Genomic DNA, 10,064 nt, shown 5'->3' with positions numbered 1-10,064 from the left:
GGTCGAACAGACCAACAAAGAACCGAAGGGAGGGTCCCTGAATGTCGCTCAAGCCCCAGGCACTGCTGGTCATGAATAGCGGAACCTTTGCTGACCAGTTCGATTCCGCACGACTGGAGCGGCTGGCAGGAATGGTGGACCTCGGCGGGCAACCATGGACGGATTCCCTCGACGCACCCGAACTCACGGGCCGCCTGGAAGAGGTGGAAATCCTCCTCACCAGCTGGGGCGTTCCGCGACTCACTGCAGAACGCCTGGAGCGTATGCCCAAACTCCGGGCAGTGTTCCACTGTGCAGGGACGGTCCGCAGCTTTGTGAGCGAGGAGTTGTGGGATCGCGGCATCACTGTCACCAACGGAGCAGACGCCAATGCGATCCCCGTCGCCGAGTTCACGTTCGCTTCGATCGTGCTGGCAGGCAAGAAGGCCCACGTCCTGGCCAACGATGCCCGGACCTTCCGCGAGGACTGGGACTACGCTACGGCCCGCGGAGAACTCGGAAACATCGGCCGGGTCATTGGAATCGTCGGCTTCTCGCGCATCGGCCGCCGCGTGGTGAACCTGGTCCAGCAACTGCAGGACGTTACGTGCCTGGTCAGCGATCCCCACGCGAACCCGGCGGAGGTCGCTGCCGCCGGTGGCAGCTTGGTGACGTTGGAGCAACTGCTGCGGGAGTCCGACGTCGTAAGTATCCACGCACCGGCCCTGCCGGAAACCCGCAACATGATCAGCACCCACCAACTGGACATCATGAAGGACCACGCGACGCTCATCAACACCGCGCGCGGCTCCCTTGTGGACACAGCGGCGCTCGAAGCCGAATGCCGCAAGGGTCGCATCACCGCGCTCCTTGATGTCACCGAACCCGAACCGCTCCCGGCGGATTCGGTCCTGTATGACCTGCCCAATGTGATCATCACCCCACACATCGCCGGATCGCTCGGCACGGAAACCCGGCGGATGTCCGATGCCGCCCTGGATGACCTTGAACGGTACCTCGCCGGAAAGGACCTCCTGGCCCAAGTAGTACATGCGGATCTTGGCCTCAGCGCCTAAGTCCGCACGAACCAACCTGCCGCACGTGCGGCAGACTTAATACCAGTACTAAGGAGAACGCAATGAAGCGCACAACCCTCGCCGCGATCGCCCTTGCGGTGACTGCAGGGCTTGGACTCGCCGGCTGCTCAGGCGCAGCAGGCCCTGCCGACCAACCGGCAGCAAACGGCAAGACCAAGCTGACGGTCTCCGTTTGGAACTACGAGGGAACCCCGGAGTTCAAGGCATTGTTCGACAGCTACGAGGCTGCCAACCCGAACATCGACATTGAGCCCGTGGACATCCTAGCCGATGACTACCCACAGAAGGTCACCACCATGCTGGCCGGCGGGGACACTACGGACGTCCTGACCATGAAGAACGTCATTGACTACTCCCGCTACGCCAGCAACGGCCAGCTGCAGGAAATCGGCGACGTAGTGGACAAGGTTGGCAAGGACAAACTCGCCGGCCTCGATGCCTTCGACATGAACGGCAAATACTACGCAGCGCCTTACCGCCAGGATTTCTGGTTGCTGTACTACAACAAGGACCTGCTCAAGGCCGCCGGGGTGGAAGACCCCAAGGACCTGACCTGGGACGAGTACACGGCACTGGCCAAGAAGCTCACCACAACCGGCGCGGACGGCAAGAAGGTCTACGGCACGTACCATCACATCTGGCGTTCAGTGGTTGAGGCCATCTCTGCAGCCCAGAACGGCCAGGACCAAAACAGCGGCGACTACGGCTACTTCGAGGACCAGTACAACACCGCGCTGGACCTGCAGAAGAGCGGCGCCACCCTGGACTTTGGCACGGCCAAGAGCCAGAAGACCAGCTACCGGACCATGTTTGAAACCGGACAGGCAGCCATGATGCCCATGGGCACCTGGTACATCGCCGGCATCCTGCAGGCCAAGAAGGACGGCAAGACCAACGTCAACTGGGGCTTGGCCCCCATGCCCCAGAAGAACGACGACGGCAAGGTCACCACGTTCGGTTCGCCCACGGCATTCGCCGTGAACAAGAACGCCGTGCACTCCGATGAGGCCAAGAAGTTCATCGAATGGGCCTCCGGTGAGGAGGGCGCCAAGGCCATCTCCAAGATCGGCGTTGTTCCTGCCCTGCAGGACGATGCTGTGAAGGACGCCTACTTCAAACTGGACGGCATGCCCACTGACGAGCTGTCCAAGAAGGCTTTCACCCCGGACACCACCGCACTCGAAATGCCTGTGAGCGACAAGTCGGCGGCCACGGACAAGGTCCTCAACCAGGAGCACGAGTTGATCATGGTTGGCGAGCGCTCCGTCACGGATGGAATTGCTGAGATGGGCAAGCGCGTCAAGAGCGAAGTCCTCGGCCAGTAAGGCTCGTTATGAGTACAGAAACAATCTCCAAGCCCGTTGCCCCGGCTGTTGCCGGCCGGGGCAACAGGAAGCAGGCCAGGCGTAATACCCTGATCGGCTGGACGTTCATCCTCCCGAACTTCATCGGTTTCCTGGCCTTCACCCTGATCCCCGTCCTCGCCGCCTTCGCGCTCTCCTTCATGGAGTGGACCTCGTTCAGTGCCCCCAAGTGGGTTGGGCTGGCCAACTTCCAGCGGATGTTCGCCTCCGACTCGTTCTGGATCGCGCTGCGCAACACCGTGGTGTATGCGCTCGGGCACGTTCCCCTGACCATGGCCCTGGCCTTGCTCCTGGCGATGCTGTTGAACCGGAAGCTCAAGGGCATCGGCTTCTTCCGGGTTGCGATCTTCTTCCCGTACATCACCTCTCTGGTTGCCGTGGCGGTGGTGTGGAACATGCTGTTCAGCCCGGACAACGGACCGATCAACCAGCTCCTCCACGCGATCGGCATCGCCAACGCACCGGGCTGGACCTCAAGCTCGGACTGGGCGCTCCCTGCCGTGATCATCACCAGCGTGTGGCGGGACATGGGCTATTACATGGTCCTCTACTTGGCCGGCCTGCAGGCCATCCCGACCGAACTCTACGAGGCCGCGGAAGTCGATGGCGCCAGCGCCTGGCAGCGTTTCTGGAACGTCACCATCCCGTCGCTGCGGCCTACCACGTTCTTCGTGGTGGTCATGCTGACGGTCTCCAGCTTCAAGGTGTTCGACCTGATCGTCGTCATGACCAACGGTGGCCCCGGACGCTCCACCACAGTCCTGTCCCAGCTGATCTACCAGGAGGGCATCGGCGAAGGTAAGTTCGGCTACTCCTCTGCCATTTCGCTGGTCCTGTTCCTCATCGTCCTGACGGTCACCGTCCTGCAGTTCAAGATCCAACAGCGGAGGGAACGCTGATGACCAACATGGCCGAAGACCTCAAGGCCGAGGCCCGCTTCGCCGGGTCGGGCCTGCCTCCCGCAGGCGCGGAAGACCGCCGTCGGACAGTCCGCAAGCGTTCGCCGCGCGAGCAGAAGAAGCGGACCGCCAATGTGATCATCTACGGCGTGCTGGTGGTCCTGGTGGTGGCGCTCATGGTGCCGTTCATTTGGATGGTGTCCTCCTCACTGAAGGAGAACAACCAGGTCCTCACCGTTCCCATCCAATGGATCCCGCAGGAATTCGTGTGGAGCAACTACGCGGACATCTGGACCCGCATTCCCATGATGGGCTACCTGCAGAACTCCCTCTACCTGGCAGTGATCATCACCTGCCTCCAGGTCCTCACGGGCTCACTGGCGGCCTACGGTTTCTCCAAGGTCCGCTTCCCCGGCCGTGACGTGCTGTTCCTCTGCTACATCGGCACCATCGCCGTCCCGTGGCAGGCGTACATGGTGCCGCAGTACATCATGATGCAGAACCTGGGCCTGACCAACAGCTTCAACGCCCTGATCCTGCTCCAGGCCTTCGGCGCCTTCGGCGTGTTCCTCATGCGCCAGTACTACATGACCATCCCCGACGAACTCTGCGAAGCCGCCCGCATCGACGGGCTCAGCGAATACGGCATCTGGGCCCGCGTGATCCTGCCCCTGTCCAAGCCCGCATTGGCGAGCCTGGCCCTGCTGACGTTCGTGAACACATGGAACGACTACATGGGCCCGTTCATCTACCTCACCTCAAACCGCCTCTGGACCGTCCAACTGGGCCTACGCTCCTTCGTAGGCCAGTTCGACGCCGAATACGCCATGATCATGACCGGCTCGGTGATCTCCGTGATCCCCATCCTCATCATCTTCCTGATCGGCCAGCGCTACTTCATCCAAGGCATCGCGACGAGCGGAATGAAGGGATGAGCACCGTGCGTGCTCCCCGCAAACGCCGCCGGTCAGGACCAGGATTCGAAACCTTCGGCAGCATCTTCGGTTTCGTCTACACCTTCCTGGCCGGCAACGTCCTGCTGGCCCTGGCCAACGCGCCGCTGGTGCTCTGCCTCTCCCTGGTGGCAGACCCAGCGGCCGCTTGGCCGTTCTTCCTCGCCCTCTCAGTCACCATCGCGCCGTCCCTCGCCGGCCTCTTCGCGGCCTTCCGGTCCCTGAACGACGACGGCGGCGCGGTCACCCCCGTTGCTGCCTTCCTGTCCGGATACAAGCGCAGTTTCGTGAAGACCGCTCCGCTCGGCGTGGCTGCGGTGGCACTGCTGCTGTTCCTCGGCGTAGACCTCGTAGCCATCCAGTCCCTTCCAGGCGCCGCACTCCTGCTGCCGCTCATCGTCGTAGCAGCCGCCGTGACGGTGACCCTGACCGTCACGGCGATTGCCGGCGTCGTACTTCTGCCTGAGGTGAGGCTGAAAAGCATCCTCAAGGCATCCCTCTACCTGGTGGTGCAGCGCTGGTACCTGAGCCTGGCCATGCTGGTACTGCTGGGCATCATCGTTTCCGCGGCCGTCCTGCAGCCCGTTCTGGGCGTCGCACTGGCACCCGCACCGCTGCTGTTCGTGATCTGGAGCAACGCCTCGTACGCGTTCCACGCCGTACTCCACACCCCCTCCAACTAAAAACGCTCTCTCACCGAACCGCCCCTTCAGCCGATCGCTCTCTCATCCGATGAGAGAGCGTTGGCGTTTAAGGGGTGGAAGGTGAGAGAGCGTTCGTAAGAAAGGTTCGCTACTGGGCGCCGTTGCAGAGCTGGCCGTACTTGGTGCCAGCCTCCTGGTACTCCTCAGTCAGCTTGCCGAGCTTCTCCTCGTCCGGGTTCTCCTTCGCCTGCTCATCCAGCAGGGCCAGGATGGAGGTCACAACCGGCTTCATGTCGTCCGAGGCGACACCCTCGATGGGGCGGATGGCGTTGGCCACGCGGTTGCTTGCCGTCTTGTTGTTGCTCTGGGTGAGCCCGGACGCGGCGGCGGCCATCCTGTCGCAGGTCTGCGCGGTGGTCAGCTGCGGTGCTGAACAAGCGGAAGCCGAGGCGAGCAGCCCGGCAGCGATCAGGACAGTGGTGAGTTTCTTCATGATTCCCTCAATGGTCGACGTCTCTTCGATTGTAAAGGGCGTGGCCTAGGCTGGGGGACATGGCGATCATCCACAAAGCAACCCTGTCCCCCACCAAGCTTGAACTCATCGCTGACTACCTGCCGACGCAGCCGTGGTTCATCCAGGACGGCGAACCAGAGCTTATCGGCGCCTACCGTTTTGACGATCCCGCTGGCGAGGTAGGCATTGAAACCCACGTCGTTGCCGCGGGTGAACGCGTCTACCAAATTCCCCTGAGCTACCGCGGACACGAGCTCGGCGGCGCCAGCGAGTGGCTGATCGGCACCATGGAGCACTCGGTCCTGGGCAAGCGCTGGGTGTACGACGCCTGCGGCGATCCCGTCTACGTCAAAGCCTTGGCCACCGCGATCCTCACCGGACAAAAAGAAGCGGCGTTGCTGGTGGACGGTGAGGCCGAGCCGCGCCCCAGCACCGTCACGGTCAAGGGCAGCGGAACGCTCGACGGCGGTGTTCCCGGGTTGAGCGCGTCGGCGCCAGTATCGGGCAGCGGCGTGACGATCATCGATGCGGGGTCGCTTCGCCTGAAGGTGAACCGCGTGGTGGATGTGGCCGCGGATGCCGCCGTCAACACTGCTGCAGCGCCGGAGCTGCACGCCGAACTCGCGCTGCACGGCTCGTGGGCAGGGCTCGACAACCCCGTGGAACTTGCGTCGGTGGTCCGGGACTAGAGCCTGATCGCGGTACTGTTTGTCACCGGGCGGGTAGCGTAGGCTGGCACACGGGGCCATCTACTCCGTGAAGGGGTCATCGTGTACTCAGTCAAATCCGTAGTTCCAGCCGTCCAGGACCTGGCAGGCGAGTGGGTTAAGCACGCCGCCGAAGGTACTGCTTCGCAAACTGATGCCGTGGTGGGATGGGCGTTGTCCCGGATCAACCACGCCGATGTGCCTTCGGTGGTGCACGGAGTTGTCCTCACGCTGACCGGTGACCGGAAGGCAGCCAAGCATGCGCGCGGCACCGCAGCGAGGGCCGTCAAGAAAGCAACACAAACGCTCCGGCGTGGACGCAAACAGAAGTCCGGGAGTGCGGGATTGGTGGCGTTCCTGGTCGGTGCCGGATTGTGCTTCGGTGCCGTCATGGTCTGGCGGATGATGGCCCGGCCTGGTGAGCCCACTCCCGTTCCTGCGGACACCACGCCGCCCGATCAGGCCGCCACCAACTTGGACAAGGTGCCGTTCAAACCGGACTCGCCGGTGGTTTAGGCGCCTCGTCCCGCCTCATTTCCCGTCTCGCCGTTCCTGCGGATCCGCCGCCTGAGAACCAAACGGCTCAGCAAGAGGTAGGCTCCGCCACCAGCGACGAGGAATCCGGCCACGCCCACGATGAGGATCTGGGTGATGATTCCCGAAATGACCAGGGCAAAGCCGACCAGGAGGGCCAGAGCGCCCAGGACCATCCTGGCTCCCGTTCCACGGAGGCGCCCGGACCTCAGCTGAAGGTCAAGGTCCGGGTCCGATGCAACAAGGCCACGCTCGAGCTCTTCGAGGCTCCGTCGCTCTTCATCCGATAACGACATCGGAATCCATCCCCACCCCATGAGCATTCAACGCCACTGGCGCTTACATTCCACGCTGAGGCACCTGCGCTGCTTGCCGTGCCATGCCTTTATTATCTGTCGATTCGACCGCCGTAGCCACAGCTTGCCCTTCCATCCGGCAAGGGAAAGCACCACTCTGGAAGAATGACCGACCACGATGATTTCCTCGCCTGGGTCAGGGCTGATCTCTACCAGGCCGAACGTGCGCTGCATAACGGGGACGCTGCGCCGCGCAGGTTTACCGCCGGGAAGACGGTGCCTGGCGGGTGGCCCACAGGCACGGCGATACTGTGACAAGCTAAGAACGTACCCAGCACGACGTACGGCAACCAACTGGAAGGCGATTCTTCCCATGGCACGACGATCTGCAAACATTCCGAACAGCCTCGCACAGAACCCGAGGCCACGACGCGGCCGCACAGCATGGCTCGTCGTCATGGGACTCCTGGCCGGCATTGCCGGCGGCGCCTTTGCCTGGCGCATGTTGGCCCCGGATGGTGAACCCGTTCGGCGCGGGCCCGTGGCGGACGCCCAGCCGCAGGACCTGGTAGTCCCCACCGAGCCCGTGGAAATCTCCACCCGCATGCGGCCCGGAGAATGGACGGAGGAGTCCCTGCAGGAACACCTCGAGGACTACAAGCAGCAGATCCGGGACATGGGCGCGTCCGAGTCGCAGATCATCGCCGAGGTGGAGCGCACAGAAGGGGGCGCAGCCAAGGTTGTGGTCCGCTGGGACCGTTCGGCCTAGTCCCTGCTGCTAACGCTGTCCCTCCCCCGGCCGCGGTCGCCATACGACGACGGCCTGGGAGCGGGCGCGGGGACGCTGGCCCCGTGCGAGGCTTACGACGTCGCCCGCAGCTCCCGCTGCGAAGATCCTCGCGTCCACGGGAGTCCGGCGGCGTGACAGTTCTTCCGTCAGTTCAGCCACGCGGTACTGCAGCGCTGCCACTTGGTTCTCGAGGTCCAGGATGCGCTTGATCCCTTCAAGGGAGACGCCGGATTGCGAAAGGCGTTGCACCTCGCGCAGCCTGTCCACGTCGTTCTGTGAGTAGCGGCGGGACTTTCCGGGCGCACGGCTGGGCGAGACGATGCCCAAACGGTCGTACTGGCGCAACGTCTGCGGATGCATGTCGGCAAGCTCCGCAGCGACGGAGATGACGAAGATCGGCTGGTTGACGTCGATAGCCATGACCTTCTCCTTACAACCGGGCCTTCGCGGCCAGGTCGTGACGCGGGTTGGCGTCGGAAGTGGCCGCAGCGAACGCCTTCACGGCCTCCTCCGCTTCCTTGCTCAGGTTCTGCGGAACGGCGACGTCGATGGTCACCAGCAGGTCGCCGGTCGCCTTGGACGTCTTCACGCCCCGGCCCTTCACACGCAGAGTCCGGCCTGCGGGAGTGCCCGCCGGGACGCGCAACTTGACGGTGTCGCCGTCGAGCGTTGGAACCTCGATGGTGGCGCCCAGCGCCGCTTCCGCGAACGTGACAGGCACGTGGACGCGGATGTTGTCCCCGTCGCGCTGGAAGAAGTCGTGGGGTTTCACGCTGACCGTGATGATGAGGTCCCCATTGCCGGCCGGGCCAACGTTGCCCTTGCCGCGCTGGCGGACCTTTTGGCCGTCCTTGATACCGGCCGGGATCTTCACGTCGATGACGTTGCCGTTGCTCTCGCGCAAGCTCACCGTGGTGCCCTTGATGGAGCCGGCAAAGGAGATCGACGTGGTGGCCGTGCGGTCCGAGCCCTTTTGCGGGGCGCGCTGGAAACCTGTCTGGCCTCCCCCGAATCCGCCGCCGAACAGGTCAGCGAACTCCGGCGGAATGCCGCCACCCTGCGGTTGGCGTGCACCTGCGCCGCCGCCGAACAGGCCGCCGAACAGGTCCTCGAACCCTCCGTTGGCCCCTGCGCCGCCACGACCACCAGCGCCCGGAGCGAACCGGGCACCACCCATGGCGCGGATGGCATCATACTGCTGCCGGTCCTCAGGGCTCGACAGCACCGAGTAGGCCTCGGAAATGTCCTTGAACTTCTTCTCCGCGACAGCGTCCCCGGCGTTGGTATCCGGATGGTACTGCCGCGCAAGCTTGCGGTAAGCCTTCTTGATGTCAGCGTCGGACGCGTCCTTGGCAACACCAAGGATCGCGTAAAAATCCTTTTCAACCCAGTCCTGGCTGGCCAAGAGCGTTTCCTTTCAAATCAAAACTAAAGCGTACGGCGACCTTACCGCCTAGCCGTAGCGGATGAGGGGGCCCGGGAGTGGCATCCAAGGATCTGGCCGAGGGCCCCTACACGAGCTTGCGAGTGTTGGGAAGGCCAATATCCGCTGCCGAAGCCGGGTGGCCAAGGATCGCAGATCCTCGGCCACCCGGCGTAGGGGCGGGGCCCCCTCATCCGCGCAGGCGGGGTGAGCTACGCCGGTACTGCGACGATCACTTGGGCTGCCCGCAGGACACGCTCGCCTGAGCGGTATCCCGAGCGCAGCACCTGGCTGACCGTGTCTACTTCGATGTCCTCGCCCGGCTGCTGGATGAGTGCCTCGTGGATGGTGGGGTCGAATTCGACTCCGGTGTCCGCGATGCGCTCCAGTCCGTACGTCTTCAGCGCGTTCTCCAGCTTGGTGGCGATGGCGGCGAAGGGGCCGTCCTCGAGGTCACCGTGCTGGCGTGCGGCGTCAACATCGTCCAGCACCGGGAGCAGGGAGTTCAGGACGCCTATGACGGCCATCTCCCCTGCCACGGCGCGGTCGCGTTCCACGCGCTTGCGGTAGTTGACATATTCAGCCTGCAGGCGGAGGAGGTCGTTGCGCAGTTCGGCCGCCTGGGCTTCCGCCGCGGCACCGGGAGCGACCGACTCTTCAGCCGGAACCTCTACCCCGTTGAGGATTTCCTCAGCCTGGGACAGGGCATCGCCCTCGGTGGACGCAGCAGCCGCTTCGCCCTCGGGGTGGCGGGCGGCCCCGGTTTCCGGATCAACCTTGCGGTTGTCCCGGATGACCGGCTTGCGCTGCTCGTTGCCGCGCTCGTCTTCGGAGTGTTCTGCTTCGTTGCCGTGATGAGGCATG

The 10,064-nt window shown here is 63.8% G+C and carries 14 protein-coding genes; 9 read left to right on the top strand and 5 right to left on the bottom strand.

All coding sequences use genetic code 11. The annotated features are described in order from the left end of the window. Positions 1-41 precede the first annotated feature (41 nt). The 5 genes from ACIQT2_RS07895 (at position 42) to ACIQT2_RS07875 (ending at position 4,975) form a co-directional block, all read left to right on the top strand. Complete coding sequence (locus ACIQT2_RS07895) at positions 42-1,055, top strand: hydroxyacid dehydrogenase (RefSeq protein ID WP_402945234.1); 1,014 nt, start codon at positions 42-44, stop codon at positions 1,053-1,055. Between the two features lie 62 nt (positions 1,056-1,117). Further along, positions 1,118-2,401 (top strand): ABC transporter substrate-binding protein, encoded by a 1,284-nt coding sequence (locus tag ACIQT2_RS07890; protein WP_400336906.1) that lies wholly within the window; start codon positions 1,118-1,120, stop codon positions 2,399-2,401. Between the two features lie 8 nt (positions 2,402-2,409). Continuing rightward, a complete protein-coding gene (locus ACIQT2_RS07885) occupies positions 2,410-3,339 on the top strand; it encodes a carbohydrate ABC transporter permease (RefSeq protein WP_397323564.1) in 930 nt (309 codons plus the stop codon). After that, positions 3,339-4,274, top strand: a complete 936-nt coding sequence (locus ACIQT2_RS07880) for a carbohydrate ABC transporter permease (RefSeq protein WP_402945230.1) — start codon at positions 3,339-3,341, stop codon at positions 4,272-4,274. Before ACIQT2_RS07885 ends, ACIQT2_RS07880 begins: the two co-directional genes overlap by 1 nt. After that, complete coding sequence (locus ACIQT2_RS07875; RefSeq protein WP_402945227.1) at positions 4,271-4,975, top strand: DUF624 domain-containing protein; 705 nt, start codon at positions 4,271-4,273, stop codon at positions 4,973-4,975. Before ACIQT2_RS07880 ends, ACIQT2_RS07875 begins: the two co-directional genes overlap by 4 nt. 109 nt (positions 4,976-5,084) lie before the next feature. On the opposite strand, the gene ACIQT2_RS07870 is transcribed toward ACIQT2_RS07875, so the two are convergent. Next, entirely contained in the window at positions 5,085-5,429 is a 345-nt protein-coding gene (locus ACIQT2_RS07870) for a hypothetical protein (RefSeq protein ID WP_397323568.1), read from the bottom strand. 59 nt (positions 5,430-5,488) lie between these two features. Here ACIQT2_RS07870 and ACIQT2_RS07865 point away from each other — a divergent pair, with 59 nt between their 5' ends. Further along, complete coding sequence (locus ACIQT2_RS07865) at positions 5,489-6,139, top strand: hypothetical protein (RefSeq protein ID WP_402945225.1); 651 nt, start codon at positions 5,489-5,491, stop codon at positions 6,137-6,139. Positions 6,140-6,220: 81 nt separating this feature from the next. After that, on the top strand, positions 6,221-6,673 hold the full coding sequence (locus ACIQT2_RS07860; RefSeq protein ID WP_402945222.1) for a hypothetical protein: 453 nt from the start codon (positions 6,221-6,223) through the stop codon (positions 6,671-6,673). On the opposite strand, the gene ACIQT2_RS07855 is transcribed toward ACIQT2_RS07860, so the two are convergent. After that, on the bottom strand, positions 6,670-6,987 hold the full coding sequence (locus ACIQT2_RS07855; RefSeq protein ID WP_402945219.1) for a DUF3040 domain-containing protein: 318 nt from the start codon (positions 6,985-6,987) through the stop codon (positions 6,670-6,672). The genes ACIQT2_RS07860 and ACIQT2_RS07855 overlap by 4 nt on opposite strands. A gap of 165 nt (positions 6,988-7,152) precedes the next feature. Between ACIQT2_RS07855 and ACIQT2_RS07850 the strand changes: the two genes are divergently transcribed. Together ACIQT2_RS07850 and ACIQT2_RS07845 are read left to right on the top strand one after the other, a co-directional pair. Next, entirely contained in the window at positions 7,153-7,302 is a 150-nt protein-coding gene (locus ACIQT2_RS07850; protein WP_402945216.1) for a hypothetical protein, read from the top strand. A gap of 58 nt (positions 7,303-7,360) precedes the next feature. Beyond that, positions 7,361-7,756, top strand: a complete 396-nt coding sequence (locus ACIQT2_RS07845; RefSeq protein WP_402945213.1) for a hypothetical protein — start codon at positions 7,361-7,363, stop codon at positions 7,754-7,756. A 9-nt stretch (positions 7,757-7,765) separates the two neighbouring features. Here ACIQT2_RS07845 and ACIQT2_RS07840 read toward each other — a convergent pair whose 3' ends face one another. From ACIQT2_RS07840 to ACIQT2_RS07830, 3 genes are all read right to left on the bottom strand, one after another. Further along, entirely contained in the window at positions 7,766-8,197 is a 432-nt protein-coding gene (locus tag ACIQT2_RS07840) for a heat shock protein transcriptional repressor HspR (RefSeq protein ID WP_402945211.1), read from the bottom strand. Positions 8,198-8,207: 10 nt separating this feature from the next. Next, positions 8,208-9,182, bottom strand: coding sequence for a DnaJ C-terminal domain-containing protein (locus ACIQT2_RS07835; RefSeq protein WP_397323576.1), 975 nt, complete (start codon positions 9,180-9,182; stop codon positions 8,208-8,210). Positions 9,183-9,412: 230 nt separating this feature from the next. Next, positions 9,413-10,063 carry a nucleotide exchange factor GrpE gene (locus ACIQT2_RS07830; protein ID WP_402945208.1) on the bottom strand — a complete coding sequence of 217 codons (651 nt, stop codon included), beginning with the start codon at positions 10,061-10,063 and terminating at the stop codon, positions 9,413-9,415. Between the last annotated feature and the right edge of the window lies 1 nt (position 10,064).

Origin of the sequence: Paenarthrobacter sp. NPDC090522 (genome assembly GCF_044769225.1) — a bacterium.
In the GTDB taxonomy this organism is placed as follows: domain Bacteria; phylum Actinomycetota; class Actinomycetes; order Actinomycetales; family Micrococcaceae; genus Arthrobacter.
Note: the sequence above shows the minus strand (reverse complement) of the source record. Positions and strands in the feature narration are given on the sequence as shown.

Bases quoted from the DNA above. Each gene is read 5' to 3' on its own strand.
- ACIQT2_RS07895 (WP_402945234.1), top strand. From the start codon at position 42: ATGTCGCTCAAGCCCCAGGCACTGCTGGTCATGAATAGCGGAACCTTT.
- ACIQT2_RS07890 (WP_400336906.1), top strand. From the start codon at position 1,118: ATGAAGCGCACAACCCTCGCCGCGATCGCCCTTGCGGTGACTGCAGGG.
- ACIQT2_RS07885 (WP_397323564.1), top strand. From the start codon at position 2,410: ATGAGTACAGAAACAATCTCCAAGCCCGTTGCCCCGGCTGTTGCCGGC.
- ACIQT2_RS07880 (WP_402945230.1), top strand. From the start codon at position 3,339: ATGACCAACATGGCCGAAGACCTCAAGGCCGAGGCCCGCTTCGCCGGG.
- ACIQT2_RS07875 (WP_402945227.1), top strand. From the start codon at position 4,271: ATGAGCACCGTGCGTGCTCCCCGCAAACGCCGCCGGTCAGGACCAGGA.
- ACIQT2_RS07870 (WP_397323568.1), bottom strand. From the start codon at position 5,429: ATGAAGAAACTCACCACTGTCCTGATCGCTGCCGGGCTGCTCGCCTCG.
- ACIQT2_RS07865 (WP_402945225.1), top strand. From the start codon at position 5,489: ATGGCGATCATCCACAAAGCAACCCTGTCCCCCACCAAGCTTGAACTC.
- ACIQT2_RS07855 (WP_402945219.1), bottom strand. From the start codon at position 6,987: ATGTCGTTATCGGATGAAGAGCGACGGAGCCTCGAAGAGCTCGAGCGT.
- ACIQT2_RS07850 (WP_402945216.1), top strand. From the start codon at position 7,153: ATGACCGACCACGATGATTTCCTCGCCTGGGTCAGGGCTGATCTCTAC.
- ACIQT2_RS07845 (WP_402945213.1), top strand. From the start codon at position 7,361: ATGGCACGACGATCTGCAAACATTCCGAACAGCCTCGCACAGAACCCG.
- ACIQT2_RS07840 (WP_402945211.1), bottom strand. From the start codon at position 8,197: ATGGCTATCGACGTCAACCAGCCGATCTTCGTCATCTCCGTCGCTGCG.
- ACIQT2_RS07830 (WP_402945208.1), bottom strand. From the start codon at position 10,063: ATGCCTCATCACGGCAACGAAGCAGAACACTCCGAAGACGAGCGCGGC.